18 protein-coding genes are annotated in these 19,089 nt (G+C 40.4%); 9 read left to right on the top strand and 9 right to left on the bottom strand.

The features are described 5' to 3' along the window. Positions 1-106: 106 nt before the first annotated feature. Complete coding sequence (locus tag KXJ59_RS04515; protein WP_295201600.1) at positions 107-1,246, top strand: cystathionine gamma-synthase; 1,140 nt, start codon at positions 107-109, stop codon at positions 1,244-1,246. A gap of 105 nt (positions 1,247-1,351) precedes the next feature. Here the strand turns inward: KXJ59_RS04515 and KXJ59_RS04510 are convergent, their stop codons facing one another. From KXJ59_RS04510 to pyrH, 3 genes are all read right to left on the bottom strand, one after another. Then, on the bottom strand, positions 1,352-2,503 hold the full coding sequence (locus KXJ59_RS04510; RefSeq protein WP_295201598.1) for a methionine aminotransferase: 1,152 nt from the start codon (positions 2,501-2,503) through the stop codon (positions 1,352-1,354). Between the two features lie 67 nt (positions 2,504-2,570). Beyond that, complete coding sequence (locus KXJ59_RS04505) at positions 2,571-3,869, bottom strand: TolC family protein (RefSeq protein ID WP_295201595.1); 1,299 nt, start codon at positions 3,867-3,869, stop codon at positions 2,571-2,573. A 57-nt stretch (positions 3,870-3,926) separates the two neighbouring features. Then, the gene (gene pyrH / locus KXJ59_RS04500; protein WP_295201593.1) at positions 3,927-4,643 is read right to left on the bottom strand and encodes a UMP kinase; all 717 of its coding nucleotides are present in this window, start codon (positions 4,641-4,643) and stop codon (positions 3,927-3,929) included. A 262-nt stretch (positions 4,644-4,905) separates the two neighbouring features. Here pyrH and KXJ59_RS04495 point away from each other — a divergent pair, with 262 nt between their 5' ends. Next, positions 4,906-5,484, top strand: coding sequence for a Crp/Fnr family transcriptional regulator (locus tag KXJ59_RS04495; RefSeq protein ID WP_295201592.1), 579 nt, complete (start codon positions 4,906-4,908; stop codon positions 5,482-5,484). A 41-nt stretch (positions 5,485-5,525) separates the two neighbouring features. Here KXJ59_RS04495 and KXJ59_RS04490 read toward each other — a convergent pair whose 3' ends face one another. Continuing rightward, positions 5,526-6,176, bottom strand: a complete 651-nt coding sequence (locus tag KXJ59_RS04490; RefSeq protein ID WP_295201591.1) for a DUF4386 domain-containing protein — start codon at positions 6,174-6,176, stop codon at positions 5,526-5,528. 207 nt (positions 6,177-6,383) lie between these two features. On the opposite strand from KXJ59_RS04490, the gene KXJ59_RS04485 reads away from it, so the two are divergent. The 4 genes from KXJ59_RS04485 to KXJ59_RS04470 all read left to right on the top strand — a co-directional run bounded on the left by KXJ59_RS04485 (position 6,384) and on the right by KXJ59_RS04470 (position 9,470). After that, positions 6,384-7,001 carry a hypothetical protein gene (locus KXJ59_RS04485; RefSeq protein WP_295201589.1) on the top strand — a complete coding sequence of 206 codons (618 nt, stop codon included), beginning with the start codon at positions 6,384-6,386 and terminating at the stop codon, positions 6,999-7,001. A 584-nt stretch (positions 7,002-7,585) separates the two neighbouring features. After that, entirely contained in the window at positions 7,586-8,017 is a 432-nt protein-coding gene (locus tag KXJ59_RS04480) for a hypothetical protein (protein ID WP_295201587.1), read from the top strand. 170 nt (positions 8,018-8,187) lie between these two features. Beyond that, a complete protein-coding gene (locus tag KXJ59_RS04475) occupies positions 8,188-8,508 on the top strand; it encodes a metalloregulator ArsR/SmtB family transcription factor (protein WP_295201586.1) in 321 nt (106 codons plus the stop codon). Continuing rightward, the gene (locus KXJ59_RS04470; RefSeq protein ID WP_295201584.1) at positions 8,505-9,470 is read left to right on the top strand and encodes an SRPBCC domain-containing protein; all 966 of its coding nucleotides are present in this window, start codon (positions 8,505-8,507) and stop codon (positions 9,468-9,470) included. The genes KXJ59_RS04475 and KXJ59_RS04470 overlap by 4 nt, the downstream gene beginning before the upstream one ends. 240 nt (positions 9,471-9,710) lie before the next feature. On the opposite strand, the gene clpX is transcribed toward KXJ59_RS04470, so the two are convergent. The 4 genes from clpX to tig form a co-directional block, all read right to left on the bottom strand. Further along, positions 9,711-10,952, bottom strand: a complete 1,242-nt coding sequence (gene clpX, locus KXJ59_RS04465) for an ATP-dependent Clp protease ATP-binding subunit ClpX (RefSeq protein ID WP_295201583.1) — start codon at positions 10,950-10,952, stop codon at positions 9,711-9,713. Positions 10,953-11,073: 121 nt separating this feature from the next. Then, positions 11,074-11,706, bottom strand: coding sequence for an ATP-dependent Clp protease proteolytic subunit (locus tag KXJ59_RS04460; RefSeq protein WP_295201582.1), 633 nt, complete (start codon positions 11,704-11,706; stop codon positions 11,074-11,076). A gap of 104 nt (positions 11,707-11,810) precedes the next feature. Next, positions 11,811-12,503 carry an ATP-dependent Clp protease proteolytic subunit gene (locus KXJ59_RS04455; RefSeq protein ID WP_295201581.1) on the bottom strand — a complete coding sequence of 231 codons (693 nt, stop codon included), beginning with the start codon at positions 12,501-12,503 and terminating at the stop codon, positions 11,811-11,813. Positions 12,504-12,716: 213 nt separating this feature from the next. After that, entirely contained in the window at positions 12,717-14,078 is a 1,362-nt protein-coding gene (tig, locus tag KXJ59_RS04450) for a trigger factor (protein WP_295201579.1), read from the bottom strand. 137 nt (positions 14,079-14,215) lie between these two features. Here tig and KXJ59_RS04445 point away from each other — a divergent pair, with 137 nt between their 5' ends. Both KXJ59_RS04445 and KXJ59_RS04440 read left to right on the top strand, forming a co-directional pair. Continuing rightward, entirely contained in the window at positions 14,216-14,950 is a 735-nt protein-coding gene (locus KXJ59_RS04445; RefSeq protein WP_295201578.1) for a sulfite exporter TauE/SafE family protein, read from the top strand. 157 nt (positions 14,951-15,107) lie between these two features. Next, the gene (locus KXJ59_RS04440; protein ID WP_295201577.1) at positions 15,108-15,401 is read left to right on the top strand and encodes a hypothetical protein; all 294 of its coding nucleotides are present in this window, start codon (positions 15,108-15,110) and stop codon (positions 15,399-15,401) included. Positions 15,402-15,683: 282 nt separating this feature from the next. Here the strand turns inward: KXJ59_RS04440 and KXJ59_RS04435 are convergent, their stop codons facing one another. Beyond that, positions 15,684-16,442, bottom strand: coding sequence for a LytTR family DNA-binding domain-containing protein (locus KXJ59_RS04435; RefSeq protein ID WP_295201576.1), 759 nt, complete (start codon positions 16,440-16,442; stop codon positions 15,684-15,686). A 496-nt stretch (positions 16,443-16,938) separates the two neighbouring features. Here KXJ59_RS04435 and KXJ59_RS04430 point away from each other — a divergent pair. Then, on the top strand, positions 16,939-19,089 hold a 2,151-nt coding region (locus tag KXJ59_RS04430), incomplete at its 3' end, for a SusC/RagA family TonB-linked outer membrane protein (protein WP_295201575.1).

Here is a 19,089-nt window from a genome sequence, read left to right as displayed (position 1 = left end):
AAACGCTGCTAACGCATGTTCTTTAGTGGTTACTTACTTTGCAGGGTGACTACCGCAGAGCACATAAGATAAATGAGGTTTTGCAGAGAGATTTAAACATAGTACGATGAAACTTGCCACAAAATACATTCATGCAGGCACAGAGCCTGATCCGTCTACAGGTGCAATTATGACCCCTATTTACCAGACTTCCACCTATGTACAGGAAGCACCTGGTGTAAACAAGGGGTATGAATATGCCCGCAGCCAGAACCCTACCCGCAAAGCACTGGAAGATGCTTATGCACAGATTGAAAATGGAAAATTTGGTCTTGCCTTCAGTAGCGGTGTAGCTGCTACCGATGCGGTGATCAAACTCCTTGAACCCGGTGATGAAGTAATTGCCGCAAATGATATGTATGGTGGCACTTACCGGCTTTTCACAAAAGTGTTTGAGAAATTTGGTATCCGGTTCAGGTATGTAGACACTACTAACCCAGAAAATATTTCAGCCGTTATCTCTTCACAAACAAAACTCATCTGGATTGAAACACCTACCAATCCACTGATGAATATTACCGATATCAAAGCGGTTGCTGCTATTGCAAACAATGCCGGCGCCCTGCTTTGTGTAGACAATACTTTTGCCTCTCCTTACCTGCAAAACCCACTCGATCTGGGTGCAGATATTGTAATGCACTCTGCCACCAAATACTTAGGTGGCCATAGCGATGTAATACAGGGTTGTCTGGTAATGAATGATGCAACACTAAGAGAGAAATTATACTTTATCCAGAAAAGCTGTGGCGCCGTACCGGGGCCGATGGATTGCTTCCTGGTTTTAAGAGGTATCAAAACACTGCATGTACGTATGCAGCGGCATTGTGAAAACGGAGAAAAGATGGCTGCCTTTTTACGTAATCATCCGAAAGTGAGTCAGGTATACTGGTGTGGCTTTACCGATCACCCGGGTTATGCTGTTGCCAGCAAACAAATGCGTGGTTTTGGAGGTATGATGAGCTTCACTTTGAAAGATGATAGCGTAGAAAATGCCAGAAGGGTATTATCATCCACTAAAGTATTTGCGCTGGCAGAAAGTCTGGGTGGCGTAGAATCACTCATTAACCATCCCGCTTCCATGACTCATGCATCTATACCCCGTGAAGAACGCATCAAGAATGGTTTAAGCGATAGTCTTATCAGGTTAAGCGTAGGTATTGAAGATATTGATGACCTCATTGCCGACATTAACGCAGCAATCGGATAACTCCTTTCTCTTCGAAAACGCTGCGCCCTCCTTTCTCTGCGGTGACTTTACCCGGATAGTCACCGCAGAGAACGAGAGAAAAAGGAGATTTCGCAGCTTATAATACTACAGTAGTTTTAATTTTTCAATAGCCATATCAAGTGTAGATTCTTTTTTGGCAAAACAGAAGCGAACAACTTTATCATCTTTTCTGTCCTGATAAAAAGCAGATACAGGAATGGTGGCCACACCATAATCAATGGTAAGTCTTTTGGCAAACTCGGTATCGGGCTCCTCACTGATGCCTGCATAACTATAACATTCAAAATAGCTACCATGTGATGGAATACATGTAAAAGGAGTGCTTTCCATTTTATTCCTGAAATAATCTCTTTTGGCCTGTATCTCAGTACCTAATGTTTTATAAGCTTCGGTATCATTCAAATATTCAGCTAAAGCTACCTGCTTGGGTGTATCGCAACTAAAACAGTTAAACTGGTGCACTTTCCTGAATTCATGCATCAACTGAGGCGAACTGATACAATAGCCGAGTTTCCAGCCTGTACAATGATAGGTTTTACCAAAAGAGAAACAGACAAAACTGCGTTTCAGCAATTCAGGATAACGAAGCATACTTTCATGCTGCAGGCCGTCGAAAATAAGGTGCTCATACACTTCATCGCTCAGGATTAAAATATTTGTACCCTCAACAATGGCCGACAACTCCTGCATATCTCTTGCTGAAAGCACTGCACCGGTAGGGTTATGTGGCGAATTAATCATGATCATTCTTGTACGTGGATTGATCTTCGCCCTCACTTCATCCCATGGTATCGAATACACAGGATAGGTTAACGGTATGCGAACTGCTTTCGCACCATTGATTTCAATATTCGGTATATAACTATCATAAGCCGGTTCAAACACAATGACTTCATCGCCAGACTGCAAAACAGTGGTGAGTGATGTATAGATGGCATAAGTGCCGCCGGGTGTAATGGTAATATCTGTATCGGGATTAATCTTTGTTGAATACAGCGCCGCTACTTTAGCCGCCAGCTTTTCACGCAGCAAGGAGTAACCATTCATATGTGTATACTGGTTATAGCCGTCACGCATGGCTTTATCAACCAGTCCGGTTAAAGTTTCATGCATAGGAAAATCGGGGAACCCCTGACCAAGATTTACTGCTCCATGTTGCGCAGCAAGCTGACTCATCACTGTAAAAATGGTGGTTCCAACATGTGGAAGCTTGGAGTTGATTGATGGAAAATGCATCAGCACAAACTATTTGGAAGCAAAATAATACATCCTGAATGGCTGTGATCAACTGTAGAAAGAAAAATCAGGGTGTGATGCTATTGGCCAGGCGCTTTAGTTCTATTTCAGCCAGTTTGGCTGTATAATTCAGGTTTACCATCCTGAAACTGGTAGCTTCAAAACTTTGCTGGGCCTGTCTTACATCAATGATTGTAGCCTGGTTCAGCTCAAAACGTTTCAGTACCAGGTCAACCAATTGCATTGACAGTTTATAATTCTCTACTTCTGTTTCCAGTTGCTGTAAAGCATTTTTATAAGCCTGATAAGTTCTTACCGCTCCCGCTTCAAGTGTTTGCAATAAACCTTCTTTTTGCAACTGCGCATTTCTCGAATTTATTTCAGCCACCTGCTGCTGACGTTTAAAAACAGAGCCATTATAGATTGGTATACTCAGGTTCACACTCAGAAAAGGACCATAACTCTGGTTTAATAAAGCAAAACCAGCGCCACTTTTTGTGTTATTGAAATTATATCCGGTATTGGCACGAAGGGTAGGTTTACCCAAAGCAGCTGTTTCTTTCTCAATCAGTTCATTAATCTTCACCTGTTGTTCTGCACTCAGCATTTGTGGGTTATTCTTTAGAGCAGACTGTACAGTTGCCAGCAACATATTTTTTTCAACCAGAATCGTATCAACAATCGTAATGGATGAATCGGGGTTTAAAAAGAGGAGATTTAATAAATCTGTCTTACCCTGTTGAATCACCAGTTCCTGCTGCAACTTTTGCTGCACCTGCGCATTCAAATCGAGCCTTGCCTGAAAAATATCTGCATTGTTTGAGAGACCCGCTTCTTTTCTTGCCAACAGTATATCGAGTCTTTTCTGAAACACCCCTATCGACTGGTCAATGGTTTTTATGAAGCCCTGGTTTCTTACAATATCATAATAACGGGTAGCCACGGCTGCCATGGTATTTTGTACCTGAACATTGAGTAAATGTTCATTTTGTTGTACCAATTCACCCAGTCGTTTTTTAGTGGTCACCACACGGTATCCGTTTGAAAGCAATATGGTACCGGTTACGCCAACAGAAAGGTTATTGGAACCCACATTATTACGGGTCGTATTTCTGGAAGCATCAGAAAATTTCTGGTTGATAGAAATAATCTGTTCATTATCATTAGCCGTAGCGGTAACAGTGGGCAACGCTCCCGCAATACCCTGGTGATTATTGATGGTACTGATCTCCAGATTGTTTTTGGCCAGTTGAATATCGAGGCTGTTTTTTAATGCAACCTGGATGGCATCTGTTAAACTAAGACGTCCCTGTGCAAAACCCATACTGGCATTTATACAGCAGAAGAGAAACAGCATTTTTTTCATTGCAATGAAGTTAACAATGGCTCGGTATGGTTAATGATAATTTACACCAATGGGCCATCAGCTCACAAAAGTCCCTACATTCATTCCTTCCACCACTTTCAGGAGGTTTCCGGGTTTATTCATATCGAAAACAATAATGGGGAGTTTATTTTCCATACAAAGGGTAAAAGCCGTCATATCCATTACTTTCAGGTTATTGGTAATACATTCCTGGAAGCTTATTTTATCGTATTTGGTAGCTGTAGGATCTTTTTCAGGATCGGCGGTATAAACGCCATCTACCCTTGTTCCTTTCAGAATAACGTCAGCTTTCATTTCAATGGCCCTTAATGAACCCGCTGTATCGGTGGTGAAATAAGGGTTACCGGTACCTGCACCAAAAATAACCACCCTCCCTTTTTCGAGGTGGCGCAGGGCTTTCCTGCGTATATATGGTTCAGCTACCTGTTCCATATTAATGGCACTTTGCAAACGGGTATAGACACCTATTTTTTCCAGCATGGCCTGCATGGCCATAGCATTAATAACTGTTGCCAGCATACCCATATAATCGCCATGTGCACGTTCAATACCACTGTCAGCCTCATTCATACCCCTGTAAATATTACCTCCGCCAATTACAATAGCCACCTGTACACCCAAATTGGTGACCAGTTTAATATCGTGGGCATATTGTTCAATGATTTTGGGGTTAAAGGGATCGCCGTTTTTCTGGTCACCCAACAGGGCTTCACCGGATAATTTGAGGAGGATGCGTTTGAACTTGGGAAGCATGTGATTGATTTGTCTGCAAATAACCTGATTTTTTGGCCAAATGCCAAATGGGAGATGGCTGATGTAAGATGCAGGATGTCTGAAATAGGACAGCAGATGGATCTTTGCGCCTCCAATTTTTTTAGGGGTACGCTGTGTTATTTTAATTTTTGAAATCTGAAATATCTCAAAATCTGTCCCGACAGATGAACAGCAGTATCTTTATCAGACAATTGACTTGCATAATAAAACAGCAAAGAAGTCATAAATGATATTCCGTACCATGGACCATCCACTGATACAATATTTTTCAACATTCGCCATACTTTCTCCCGATGAAAAAGAAGCCATTCTTGCGAGTATAGTAACGAAAAATTTTACCAAAGGAGAGATGATTGTAAAAGAAGGACAATACAATAAAGACAGTTTTTTTATTCTCGAAGGTTCAGTAAGACAGTTCAAAATAGTAGATGGAGAAGAAATAACTACTCATTTTCATAAAAAAGAACAATGGATTATTTCCCTGACCAGTTTCACCAATAACGCCACTGCACCGGAAAGTCTGGTATGTATAGAAGACACATCCATTGTAGTGGGCAATGAACAAAAGGGACAAGAATTATTCAAGCAATTCCCGCGATTCGAAACAATTTCAAGGGCTGTTATGGAAACCGTTTTTTCAGCACAGCAACAATGGATATCATCTTATTTAACAGAAAGCCCTGAAATGAGGTACCTCAAACTCATCGAAACACACCCCGATATTTTTCAAAAAATGCCCCAGTACCATATTGCAAGTTATATCGGTGTAAAACCTGAATCGCTGAGCAGAATACGCAAACGTATTGCTGAAAAGAAATAATTCTTTGTTGTTTGGCTTAATCCGGTAAACGCCCCTCAGCATCATACAGTATCAGTTTTTGCAAAACCATTTTTGATGATCCAAACACTCAGTGCGATTTCAAATAATCCGGCGGGTATAGAAAGCGCCACCCCTGCAGCTATGCCAAATAATTCAAGGATGGTTCCTGTAATGAATATTAAATACCCAATACTACCCCAAACAGGAAATACCGGTGGAGCAAAGTGTGACCTGTTGAGTAAATAACAAAAAGCCAACCCGCCTATCCCCCAAATAAACATACCTGTTTGATAAGCATAAAAATTGATGGCAGAAGACCATATTACAAAGGCAGAAAACCATAACTGATCATTTCCAGCGGAATTACTTAACGAAACAGGTAGCAACATAGAAACACCACCAATGGCCAGCATAACTGTGGCTATTAATCCTGCACCCAGATAAAACCTCGAAAGCATATGGTGGAATATGGCTAACCGGCCATACATGACAACCAACCATACCATATTAAACAGGCTATGAAAAACTGTAACAAGTATGCCGCCGGTGATTATTTTATTTCTCTGTTCCAGTACCTGTAAGGGTTGCAATGCAGGTTTGTTGATCACTTCCATTAAACCCATTCCTATACCATAAGAGAGAAACGAGAATATCATACATATACCCAACCATTTACCAGAAACCTTAACCATACTGACTTATATTTTTGTAAACATAGTCTGCCAGTAAACACTGTTTATTGATGTGGGTTAAGAAATACCCGATTATATTCTATTCGCAAATTGGTCAACAAATACATTCATATACAAAAACAGGTTGTACATCTACGAACAAGGTATTTTAGAAAGGCTGATGTAAATCTTTACTAATTTTGGTGGTGAAATTTTACCCTTTCGATCATGACGCTTAAAAAAATCCATTACCTGTCTGGATTATGTATCAGTCTTTTCATTGGCTTTCATCTCTTCAATCATATAGTTGCCCTACAGGGGGCTGAAAAACATATCGCCACCATGCAATCATTCCGTGGAATATACCGCAATGTATTTGCAGAAACGATTTTGTTAGCGGCTGTACTGGTACAGATTATTTCCGGGATCAGGTTGTTCAAAGCCGGTAGAAAAGCGGCGTTAGGTTTTTATGATAAGCTGCATTACCGAACAGGTCTGTATATGGCATTCTTTCTTGTTATTCATGTGAGTGCTGTATTAGCTGGTCGTTACATATTAAAACTCGACACAAATTTTTATTTTGGAGTTGCCGGTTTGAACAGCTTTCCTATCAACCTCTTTTTTATCCCTTATTATGGATTGGCCATTCTTTCTTTCTTTGGTCATATAGCGGCTGTTCACAGTAAAAAAATGAAAACACCCTTATTGGGTCTTTTGCCTAAACAACAGGTAAATATTATCCTGGCCTCAGGTTTTATTATTACGATGATTATTTTTTACGGTCTTACAAATCATTTCAAAGGAGTGTTAATTCCGGCCGAATACAATATACTTACAGGTAAATAAATGATGATGCGATTTAATATCCGGTCACTAACAACACAACAGATTTTTCTGATCGATGGAATTGGTGCTATGCTGTCGGCTGTTTTACTATGGGTCATCTATAGTTGCAAAAGTATTTTTACTATACCCGAATCAATGTTTCTGCTGCTTATCTTTTTTCCGGTTTTATTTGCCTGTTATTCTCTTGGCTGCGCATGGGTAAGACCGGTTAAATGGAAATTATTTTTATCAGTCGTTATGACTGGCAACCTGCTTTATATATTCTATTCATTATATTTAGCCATTCTCTATTTTGAAGAGTTGAACATACCTGCTCTTATTTATTTTCTGTCGGAAACTTTTGTAATTCTTGCTGTCGTTTATTTTGAATACCTTATGATGAGGGAGAGATGAGATTGGTATAACAGTGTGCACACTCAACAAAAATAATTACCGAAATTTGTGTTTCTGAAATACAGTTGTTATTTTACAATAATATCTGTACGCATACACGCCCCTCCCCCCGGTTCATGTACACCTGTAACAGATAGTTTGCAGTTGCAACTGATTATTGTATTTCTGTTAACCTCATCAATTATTATATCATGAAAAAATTACTGCTTGGAAGTATTATTCTCTTTCTTTTTGCGGGTGCTATTTTAATGCTGCAGATCAGCTGTGGCAAATTTGTTATTGCAGAATCACCCATGCCGGGCTATTCGCAACTCAATAAGATTGTGTTCTTCAAATCTGTTCCACCCTCTGTTGGCAAGCATGAAGTATGGATCGCCAATTATGACGGATCAGGTGCCATCAAAATAAATATTACACTTCCGCCCAATGTAGTGATGGCAGGCGAAAATGGTATCAGGTTATCGCCCGATGGGAAAACCCTGTTTTTTGTAGGCAGAGAGGATAATGGTTTTAATTTCAAACAAAGTATTTATAGCTGTAAACCCAATGGCAGCGACGTAAAACGGATAGTGGAATATGCAGAGCAGGGAAAAGGTTTATGGTATTTGGGTGGAGTAAATTAGCCAATAAATCCCTGCTAAATATATTAATCAGCATCTCAGCCTAAGCATTCACCACGGGTTTTCCCCTTAAGCTGAATAGTTATTCCCCATTCATTAAAAATAAATTTTGCGAAACCAAACAGTTGCATTTATATTTGCAACCGAATAGTTTCACAATAATATCTACTATCATGAGACGTGATGTTTTCCAGGCTATTGCCGATCCTACCCGCAGGGCCATTATTGCTTTGATTGCTTTTCAGGCCATGACACCCAATGCCATTGCCGAACATTTTGATTCGAGCAGACAGGCTGTTTCCAAACACCTGCGCATTCTTACCGAATGCCAGCTGGTAGAGCAGAAACAAACAGGAAGAGAGATTCATTATACACTCAACGCCAAGAAAATGAAAGAGATTGATAAATGGCTCGACCAGTTCAGACAGCTCTGGGAAAACAGATTTAACCAATTAGATAAAGTATTAAACACTCTTAAAACACAAAAGAAATGAGCCGTACACTTTTTTTCGACTTCACGGTGAACAAAGAAAACAATACCATTCATGTGCAACGTGAGTTTAATGCCAACCTGCCTTTTGTATGGGATGCCTGGACCAAACCCGAACTGCTCGACCAGTGGTGGGCACCCAAACCCTACCAGACCATCACCAAATCGATGGATTTTCGCGAAGGTGGTTACTGGCACTATAGTATGAAAGGTCCAAATGCCGACTGTCACTGGTGTCGTGCCGACTATGAGCATATCGATCCACATGTTACTTTTTCTGGTCTTGATGCATTTTGTGATGAAGACGGAAAGATCAACACTGATTTCCCCCGCGCACACTGGACCAATCGTTTTACCGAAAACGATGAAGTAACAACCGTAAACATTGTTATTGCTTATCAATCGCTGAGCGACCTCGAAAAGATTGTTGAAATGGGTTTCAGAGAAGGTTTTTCCATGGCCATGGAAAACCTCGATCAGTATATTCAGGCGAAGTTTCAGTTGCGTTCCGAAATGAAAACAGGCACAATAGCAAGGGTTTGTACCTATCTTAATTTCGACGGCAAAACAGAAGAAGCCTTCCGTTTTTATCAGTCGGTATTTAAAACTGCATTTGTAGCCGGCGGTATCCAGCGTTTTGGTGATTTACCTGCCGATAGCAACCATCCTCCGGTTGCAGATGAAATTAAAAAAATGGTCCTGCATGTTGAATTACCCATAACGGGCGGTCATATTTTAATGGGTACAGATGCTCCCAAAGAAATGGGTTTCACACTCAACCAGGGAAACAATATGCATATCAGCATAGAACCTGAAACCAGGGTAGAAGCTGAAAGATTGTTCAATGGGTTATCAGCCGGTGGAAAAATAGATATGCCCTTACAGGATATGTTCTTCGGCGCCTATTTCGGCAGTTTTACAGACAAATATGGTATTAACTGGATGATTAATTGCTGGGCGAAGTAGAGGGAGTCCGGAAGTCGGGGAGACCGAAAGTCCGAAAGATTTTGAATAAATTTATAAGTCTGCCTCGGTTCTCCGGACTTTCGGACTTTCGGACTTTCGGACTTTCAACTCCTGACTTCTCTCCCGCAAATTAAACGCTCCAAACAAAAAAGCGATGAGAAGTTATTCCCATCGCCTGATTATATTCTTTACTTCAATATTTCTTATTCCTTATTCCTTATTTCTTATTTCTCTGTTCTCCTATGCTACTTTGAGTGCACTCAGTTTGCTCTTGTTAAACATTTGCTCTGCATAGTTCTTTGTTACATGCAGTTGTTTGGTATCGGTACCTGGTAATTCAAACATGGCATCGGTGAGAATGCTTTCGCAGATGCTGCGGAGGCCACGGGCGCCCAGTTTGTATTCAAGCGCTTTAGAAACCATAAAGTCGAGTACTTCTTTATCCATCACCAGTTCAATACCTTCCATTTCAAATAAACGGGTGTATTGTTTCATGAGTGAATTTTTAGGCTCAGTCAATATGCTTCTCAATGTTTCCTGATCGAGTGGATTCAGGTGCGTTACCACCGGTAGGCGACCAAGCAGCTCAGGAATGAGTCCAAAACTTTTCAGGTCCTGTGCGTTGATGAACTGGAGCAGGTTTTTGCGTTGCATTTCCTGTTCATCCTTATTTACACTGAAACCAATGGCATTGGTATTTACCCTTCTGGCAATTACTTTATCGATACCATCAAAAGCCCCGCCACAAATGAAGAGGATATTTTTGGTGTCTACCTTGATCATTTTCTGTTCAGGGTGTTTTCTGCCGCCTTGTGGTGGTACCAACACTTCTGTTCCTTCCAGCATTTTCAATAATCCCTGCTGAACACCTTCGCCACTCACGTCGCGTGTGATAGAAGGGTTATCGCCTTTGCGGGCAATTTTATCTATTTCATCCACGTATACAATACCACGTTCTGCTGCGGCCACATCGTAATTACAGTTTTGTAATAAACGGGTGAGCATACTTTCAACATCTTCACCTACATAACCTGCTTCGGTAAATACAGTAGCATCTACAATGGCAAAAGGTACATTGAGTAAGCGGGCAATGGTTTTTGCCAGCAGGGTTTTACCGGTTCCGGTTTCGCCCACCATGATGATATTGCTTTTTTCAATTTCAATATCATCAGGCTGTTGCTTCTGGGTTACACGTTTAAAGTGGTTGTAAACGGCTACCGATAATACTTTCTTTGCATCATCCTGCCCAATAACGTATTCATCCAGGAATTTTTTAATCTCGGCGGGTTTGCGCACATTGAGTTTAAAACCTGAGCTGCCATTGGCTGTATCTGATTTGCTGTTGAGTTCCTGTACAATAATTTCCTGTGCGTGCTCTACACAATTCTCACAGATATGCCCTTCCTGTCCGGCGATCAGGATCTTCACCTCATCACGGTTTCTGCCGCAGAAAGAACAATGTAAATGATTCGCTTTTGCCATAGAATGAATGTGTACTTAGCCCTGTTAAGAGTAAGACACGAATTTTGATGCTTATGTTGCAAAGTTAACCCCGTTCAGGCTACCAAACGGGGCTTAAATCGGTAAAAAAAGGGTGAAAAAGCTATATTTTGGATAAAATACCGTCTACGATACCGTATTCTACGGCTTCTGTGGCATTCATCCAGTAATCGCGGTCGAAGTCATTCATGATCTGCTCCACTGTTTTACCACAGTTTTCGGCCAGTATTTTGGCACCCAACTCTTTGGATTTACGGATATGTTCAGCATGAATTTCAATATCGGCACTGGTTGCCTGAAAATACCCGCCAATACTTGGCTGATGAATCATCACTTCGCCATGCGGATAAATAAAACGTTTTCCTTTGGCTCCAACACTCAGTAAAATAGATCCCATACTGGCCGCCAAACCCATACAGATGGTACTTACCGGACTCTGGATCATTTTAATGGTATCGTAAATGACCATACCACTGGTTACCACACCTCCGGGACTGTTGATGTAGAATTTGATTTCTTCCCCGGGCTTATCTGCATCCAGCAAAAGGAGCTTGCTTACTACATCGCGGGCCGATTTGTCTTCAACGGGTCCCCAGAGATAAACGGCTCTTTTTTCGAAGAACAGTTTTTCCATCTTCTTCATCATAAAACCGGTTTGTTCCTGTTTGTCGTCTTTTGGTTCATTCTCTTCCTCATCTTCCATGAGAAAAGGATTGATATATTTTGAGTGTGGCATATTTATTTAATTTGAAAATTTGGAGATTTGGAAATTTGAAAATGTTTTGGCCTGCGGCCATCCATTCTTGTATCCTGTTTCTTGTACCTTGAATCTTTTTCCTCTTATTTCTTTTCCTTTCTCGGATTGGTTAACAGCACTTCATCTACCAGGCCATATTCTTTGGCTTCCTGGGCGGTCATCCAGAAATCGCGGTCACTGTCTTTGGCAATGGTTTCCACTTCTTTTCCTGTATGATAGGCCGTGATAGCATACAGTTCCTGTTTTAGTTTTTTAATTTCTCTTGCGGTGATTTCGATGTCGGTAGCCTGTCCACCAATAGCGCCACTGGGCTGGTGCATCATTATACGACTGTGTTTTAATGCTGTTCTTTTACCTTTTACACCGGCACACAATAAAATCTGACCCATACTTGCTGCCATACCTGTACAGATAGTAGCTACATCGGGACCAATAAACTGCATCGTATCATAAATACCCAAACCGGCATATACGCTACCACCCGGACTGTTGATATACATCTGGATATCGCGTGATCTGTCGGTGCTTTCGAGGAACAATAACTGGGCGGTAACAATATTGGCCACATAGTCATTAACACCTTCACCCATGAAAATAATACGGTCCATCATCAGACGGCTGAATACATCCATACTGGCCACATTCAGGGGTCTTTCTTCGATGATATAGGGAGTGAGGTTAGTTACATTCTGGTGATGCTGATAATTATGAAGGGTAGCACTGCTGATACCCCTGTGCTTTATAGCATACTGCTCAAACTCTTTTCCAAAATTCATATGTTTCGATTTTCGCTTTGAAGATAAGTGATTTGCAATTTCACAGGTGAATCTATGTTCAAATACTGTGCAAAGGTCTTTTTACGACAACAAGACAGGAGGAAATGGAGGATGGCAGATGTCTGATGTCGGATTTGGCATAAAAAAGCCGGATGCAAAGCATCCGGCCATATCTTAAATCTGACATCTGCCATCAGACATCCTCAAATTCTCCTAGTGGTGATGGTGATGCAGTTTTTCGGCAAATGCTTCTGCGCTGATGCTTTCTTCTTTAGCCGTTACCTGATTCTCCAGCAATCCGAAAAGTTTTTCGGTGCTGATACGGTGGTAGCTGTCTTCTACAAATTTCCTGTCCTGCATCATACGGTTGGTATAATCGTCAACCCACTGCTGGTTGTCGCCCAGAGCCCCTAACTGACCGCCCATATAGCTGAACAGTTGTTGTTTCGCAAACTCGCGGATATCATCAGGTGCTACTTCAATCTTATTATCAGCTGCCAGTTTACTGCTCACCAAAGTCCATTTTAACTGACTGCTGAAACTTGGGTATTCTTTTTCTGCTTCTTCTTCGGTTTTTGGTTTCTCGCCACCGGTTTGTAACCAACGCTTCAGGAAACTCTCCGGGAATTCCATACTGGTATGGTCTACCAGGTGATGATAAATCTGGTCGTGTATCTGGTTACGCGACTGCTGTGCGTAATAGTTTTCAATTTCTTTTTTCACTTCTGCACGGAAATCTTCTTCAGTAGTGATGGCTGAAGAAGGATATACTGATGCGAAAAGTTCAGCATTCAATTCAGCTTTTTCTACGAGTCCAACTTTGGTAATCAGTAATTTAAAATAACGGTTACCGTCTTCTGCAGTCAGGCCCAAATCGGCCAGGATGGCTTCTTTTTCTTTGTCTTCAAATGCTTTATCCAGCTGCAATACAACGGTGTCATCGTTTTTCTTACCGATCAGTTTTTTGCGGAATTTCTCTTCAAAATATTTTACCAGTAAGGAGTTGTCTTTGCTGATACCGCCTTCTACTTCGTTACCGTCTTTATCGCTTTCAATGAATTTTACATTGAGTACATTATCGTCACCTGTAACGGCTTCGGGTTCGGTCATTTTACCATTGCGTACCTGTAATCTCTCAATTTCCTGGTTTACCATTTCATCAGTTACATCAATTACATAACGGGTTACTTTGATTTTTTTCGTATCGATATCGAAGCTGGGTTTGAGTCCTATTTCAAATGCAAAACTTATATCTGCTGGGTTGTTCATATCCAGTGCACGTGCATCATTATCCAATGGAAGGGGCTGTGCAAAAATGTCGAGCTCTTCTTTGGTGAGATATGTGTTCAGTTCTTTTTCAACGGTGCGTAATACTTCATCTGTAAAAACACTCTGACCATACATTTTCTTTACCAGACCGGCAGGAACCATGCCTTTTCTGAAACCGGGAATATTAGCGGTCTTGGCATATTTCTTCAGGCTCTGCTCAAAACCCGAAAAATAATCTTCTTTATTCAGGGTAACGGTCAATTTGTCGGTCAGTAACCCAATGTTCTCTCTGGTAACGGTGGCCATGGTGTATTTTTTATTGATATTTTATCTATTCATCCTCAAGCCTTATCTTTTACCCGCTCAAGGAATTTTTTGTAAATGGGCAGCAAAGGTAGGAGTTTAGTGCATAAAATCAGTTGTTAAAACACAAATAAGCCGCCATGGCCAATGCTTTTCTCTTTTTATTACTGGCACTGTTAAGCGAAATCGTAGGAACGGTGGGAGGCTTTGGGTCATCGGTATTTTTTGTACCCCTGGCCGGCTTTTTCTTTGATTTTAAGACGGTTTTGGGGTTAACAGGCCTGCTTCATGTATTCAGTAATATCGCCAAACTGGTACTTTTCCGGCAGCATATAGAATGGCCGCTGATCTGGAAAATAGGTATACCAAGTGTGTTGCTGGTGATTGCCGGTGCCTGGTTAAGTAACCAGGTTCAGTTTCAATATGCCGAAATTTTACTAGGGGTGTTCTGCATTTTTTTCGCCCTCTTATTCTGGTGGAAACCCGATCTGCGTTTACGGCCTACCAATGCCAATGCCATATCTGGCGGAGGGGTTGCCGGTTTTCTGGCAGGTTTTATTGGAACAGGAGGTGCCATCAGGGCTGTTACACTTACTTCTTTCGGACTGGAAAAAAACATCTTTATTGCTACTTCAGCGGCAATCGATTTCGGGGTCGACCTAAGCAGGTCGGTTGTATACCTGCGTCAGGGTTATGTACAGGGTAGTTATTGGTGGTACCTGCCAGGGCTTATCATCATTGCCTTTATTGGTTCTTATATCGGAAAAAAATTATTGAATCGTGTTTCGCAAGACAGGTTCCGAAAAATTGTACTGTTTTTTATACTGCTTACAGGGATGCTGATGGCGGGTAAAAGCTTGTTAAAAATGTGGTGAGACGATTCTTGTTCTACTATAATGATTTTTTAAGTGATTGATTTTCAATATAAATTCCTGATGTGTTATTATTTCTGTGGGTTTTTGGTGAATTCAATGTTGACAAATTCCGGTTTCTGAAAGCAACAGAAAATGCCTCCTGAAGTATCTTACAGGTATGGATAACACGTATCAAACCTTACTAACCTTATACAGGATCGTAAGAGAAGAAACCCATCCTGAGCAATACCTCTGCACACCAAGAGAAATGATCCTGCATTCAACATTCGGGTGGGAACTCATTCATAAACACCTGCTTTCACTGGCAGAAGAGGGCCTGGTAATATTACAGCAGCTCGATACGCCTCATTGTTATATTACCCCGGTAGGTATTGAACTGGTAAAATCAATAACACCAGAAGAAAACGAAAAAGAAGGAGTAGGATTACTGCTGAATGAAAAACTGGTTTAGTCAGGCAAATTAAATTCCGTAAAATATAAAGCGCCTAAGATTAGGCGCTCGCAATGCATTTTTTTTTAAAAACTGTGCATATGAGATTTAAGTAGTAAATCTACACTACACAGCAATTGAATATTTTTTTTTGTAGCCGAACAATAGTTATTTATTACTCATTTAAGAATTATAATCACTGAAGTACAAAATTCAAACTAATTAATTGGCTAACTAATGTTTTACAGATAGAAAATATTTTCAAATACCACAAGCTTGCTATCAGCAACCGAATTGCATTAATTATACAGATTCAATCCAGTTTCTGAATTCATGCACTTTAGTCTGGGCAATAATGATTGGATCTGTATCTATTTTCATAGTAATCATAATTCTTACTTTATCAATCTGTTTGAAGGAAGAGATAAACTCAATATTGATAATTTGCTGTCTGTTAGCCCTGAAAAAATATTTTTTACATAGATTTTCTTCCAGCTCCCCTATATTTTTTGGAACAAAAATTTTTTTAGCATATTTATCTACTGCAAAAGTGATTTTATTCTGTACATAGAAAAACACTATATCGGTTAATAAAACAGGCAGATATTCCTTGGTTCTCTTCAGCAATATTCTTTTTTTTATTGCATGACCATCTTGCAATTCTGTTCCATTTCTTTCTGGCAATATTGTTCTCTCCACAAAAGACTTAATCTTTTTAAATTTCTCTAATGCCCTTTCTAACTCTGTTTCTTTTAATGGCACAGACAGAACATCGATATAATTATTTAAGCGTTTTAATTCTTTTTGATCGAGCGTGTTTGAAATTATAATAACCGGCAAATTTGTTATGGTCTCAAACAGAGAATTGTGCCTAACAAGACTGATTGCCTCATTATCACAAATCACAAGTGTATGTAATAAACTGATTTGATTTTGACCGAATGCATCAAAAAAATTTGAAAAACTACCTTCTATATAATACTCAGTAAAGCGTTTCAAATGATGATTGATGAATTCAATTTTAGACTCGTCTGAGCTAATCATCACAATAGGTATAGCCATGTTAAATATTAAAATTTAACTGCTAAGGGTCAGTGTTTTAGATAGCGAAAAACCAATAAACAACAAAGGCTTATTCAATTTCTGCAGGTCTAAGATACAATAAATGATGAATACTAACGAATTGTTAAAAACAACTTTTCAAAATAAGAAAATATGAATTTATATCAGATATGAAAGACTTGAAAAAAAAATATAATGCCATACATATCTTCCGAAAATGGTGTAAAAAAATTAGTGATGCAAAACGGGTAACTCACTTTGTTGTGTTAATAATTTTCTCTTTCTTTTATATAGTTTTATGTTATAATATCTGTAGCTAAAAAAAATAATTCAACAAATTCTGCTATACTCTTTCTTTGAACGCTGCATGTCATTTTATTACTTAATACTAATTTTTCTTATTCCAGTATTAATTTAAAAGAGTTCGGTAGTATATATTAGTAAAACAGAAAAAATCACTTGTCTTCAGTTTTTAAATTTTATTTAAAAACTGCTTATGAAAAGAAAAACATCCCTTTTCGTCATCCTTTTGCTTTCCGCAATACAGGTTCTGGCGCAAAATCAAACTGTTACGGGTAAAGTAACAGACCAAAAAACAGGCCAGCCGCTTGTTGGTGTTACTGTATCTTCTGGCAGCACGAATGCATTAACAGATGGAGCCGGTACTTACCGTATCTCTGTTGCCGCAGGTGCCAAAACAATCACTTTTATGTTCGTGGGTTATGACCGCATCGAGCTTCCTATCAGAGGCGCTGTGGTTAATGCTTCACTGAACCCTGAAACAAAATCACTGGAAGAAGTGGTTGTAACAGGTTATTCCCGTGAAAGAAAAACACAGTTTGCCGGTGCTGCCACTGTTATCAGTGCAAAAGCAGTTGAAACTGTACCAGTAGGTTCTTTCGATCAGGCTTTACAGGGTCGTGCACCAGGTATGCTTGTTAACTCAAGTTCTGGTCAGCCGGGTTCTAGCCCTACCATCACTATCCGTGGTGTACAATCTATTCAGGGTGCGGGTGCGCAGCCTTTGTACATTATTGATGGGGTACCTACACCTGCTGCTGATTTCCAAACCATCAACCCTAACGATTTCGAATCACTGACCGTATTGAAAGATGCGAACGCTGCTGCACTCTATGGTGCGCGTGGTGGTACAGGTGTAATTGTTATTACTACCAAAAGAGGTAAAGCTGGGGCAACAAACTTTCAGTATCGTACTCAGGTAGGTTTTACTCAGCGTCCAAGCTTTGATCGTTTGAACCTGATGAATACCAAAGAAATGCTTGCTTATGAAGAGCGTCAAAAATTAGGTGGTACACCAGGATGGGTTTATTCTCCATTGAATCCTGCCATTCCTACAGGTATGACAGCTGCTCGTAAACAGCAAATATTAGATAGTATCGGCCAAATCGATATCGATTATGCAAATATTTTCTACCGTCAGGGTATTACACAGTCGCATGAACTGAATATGTCTGGTGGTAACGAAAAAACAAGGTTCTATATTTCCGGTTCTTATTTCGATCAGGAAGGTATTGACCTTGGTTCTAGCCTGAAACGTTATACAACCCGTTTCAACATTGACCATACTGCTAATAAATTAACAGTAGGTTTGAGTGCAACAGTTGGTTTCTCTAAAACAAGATTCTCTGAAGGTGAGCAATTGGGTAACAGCCCACGTAACCCTTTCCAGATGACTTACCGTGCAAAAACTTATGAGAACCCATACAATGCTGATGGAACACTCCGTTTTGGTACCAATACTTCACTGGCCCTGCGTCAGGTAGCAAACCTCTTAGAAGGTATCCAGAATTCTCAGTTACAGCAAAACCAGATCAAGATCAATGCTGGTCTGAACCTGGCGTACAAGATTCTGCCTTCACTGACTTTACGTAATATTTTTGGTATGGACGTTTCTAACGACCAGTTCTCCCGTTACGTGAATCCGAACTCTTATATCGGTTCTTTACAGTCTTTCCAGTCTGGTCTGGCTCAGGAATCAAACAGAATGGTTTCCCAGTTCATCAATACTTCAAGCTTAATTTACTCTAAGCGTTTCGGTATTCATGAAGTAGAAGCTGGTGCTTATTTTGAAGCCGTTCGTGGTTATCAGAAAGCATTGGGGTTCACCCTGTTTAACCTGGATCCACGTTTGACTGAAACTGGTCAGGGCGCGGGTGCATTACCTGTAGGTGCCGGACAAACTACCTACCCTCAGAACGCATCAAGTGCGAAGAGTGGTTTTGGTATCCGTTCTTATTTTGCAACAGCAAGATATACATACGACAACCGTTACACTATTAATGGTAATATCCGTCGTGATGGTACTTCACGTATCGTTAACTCAGCCAACCGCGAGATCACGAGCTGGTCTGCAGGTGCTATCTGGAACAGCTTACAGGAGAAATTCATGGCCAACCAGAAAATTTTCAACGAGTTGAAAGTACGTGTGAGCTATGGTATCGTACCTAATATTGGTTCAATTCCTACTGGTGGATATGGTGTTGCACTTTCTGGTATCACCAACTATCAGGGCCCTCAGTTACCACAGTTTGGTGTAACCAACTATGCTGGTTCTACTATTACCGGTCAGGCTCCAACTTCTCCGGGTAACCCCGATCTGAAAATTGAGCGTATCCAGAAATTCAAC

Origin of the sequence: Sediminibacterium sp., from assembly GCF_019264485.1 — a bacterium.
GTDB lineage: Bacteria > Bacteroidota > Bacteroidia > Chitinophagales > Chitinophagaceae > Sediminibacterium.
The sequence above is the reverse complement of the archived record's forward strand: the minus strand, read 5'-3'. Positions and strand labels throughout refer to the sequence as shown.

What these genes read in the sequence shown, in the direction of transcription:
- KXJ59_RS04435 (WP_295201576.1), bottom strand. Translation starts at nt 16,442, where the DNA reads ATGGCTATACCTATTGTGATGATTAGCTCAGACGAGTCTAAAATTGAA.
- KXJ59_RS04440 (WP_295201577.1), top strand. Translation starts at nt 15,108, where the DNA reads ATGGATAACACGTATCAAACCTTACTAACCTTATACAGGATCGTAAGA.
- KXJ59_RS04515 (WP_295201600.1), top strand. Translation starts at nt 107, where the DNA reads ATGAAACTTGCCACAAAATACATTCATGCAGGCACAGAGCCTGATCCG.
- pyrH (WP_295201593.1), bottom strand. Translation starts at nt 4,643, where the DNA reads ATGCTTCCCAAGTTCAAACGCATCCTCCTCAAATTATCCGGTGAAGCC.
- KXJ59_RS04470 (WP_295201584.1), top strand. Translation starts at nt 8,505, where the DNA reads ATGAGCCGTACACTTTTTTTCGACTTCACGGTGAACAAAGAAAACAAT.
- KXJ59_RS04480 (WP_295201587.1), top strand. Translation starts at nt 7,586, where the DNA reads ATGAAAAAATTACTGCTTGGAAGTATTATTCTCTTTCTTTTTGCGGGT.
- KXJ59_RS04490 (WP_295201591.1), bottom strand. Translation starts at nt 6,176, where the DNA reads ATGGTTAAGGTTTCTGGTAAATGGTTGGGTATATGTATGATATTCTCG.
- KXJ59_RS04460 (WP_295201582.1), bottom strand. Translation starts at nt 11,706, where the DNA reads ATGCCACACTCAAAATATATCAATCCTTTTCTCATGGAAGATGAGGAA.
- tig (WP_295201579.1), bottom strand. Translation starts at nt 14,078, where the DNA reads ATGGCCACCGTTACCAGAGAGAACATTGGGTTACTGACCGACAAATTG.
- clpX (WP_295201583.1), bottom strand. Translation starts at nt 10,952, where the DNA reads ATGGCAAAAGCGAATCATTTACATTGTTCTTTCTGCGGCAGAAACCGT.
- KXJ59_RS04445 (WP_295201578.1), top strand. Translation starts at nt 14,216, where the DNA reads ATGGCCAATGCTTTTCTCTTTTTATTACTGGCACTGTTAAGCGAAATC.
- KXJ59_RS04495 (WP_295201592.1), top strand. Translation starts at nt 4,906, where the DNA reads ATGGACCATCCACTGATACAATATTTTTCAACATTCGCCATACTTTCT.
- KXJ59_RS04455 (WP_295201581.1), bottom strand. Translation starts at nt 12,503, where the DNA reads ATGAATTTTGGAAAAGAGTTTGAGCAGTATGCTATAAAGCACAGGGGT.
- KXJ59_RS04485 (WP_295201589.1), top strand. Translation starts at nt 6,384, where the DNA reads ATGACGCTTAAAAAAATCCATTACCTGTCTGGATTATGTATCAGTCTT.
- KXJ59_RS04475 (WP_295201586.1), top strand. Translation starts at nt 8,188, where the DNA reads ATGAGACGTGATGTTTTCCAGGCTATTGCCGATCCTACCCGCAGGGCC.
- KXJ59_RS04505 (WP_295201595.1), bottom strand. Translation starts at nt 3,869, where the DNA reads ATGAAAAAAATGCTGTTTCTCTTCTGCTGTATAAATGCCAGTATGGGT.
- KXJ59_RS04510 (WP_295201598.1), bottom strand. Translation starts at nt 2,503, where the DNA reads ATGCATTTTCCATCAATCAACTCCAAGCTTCCACATGTTGGAACCACC.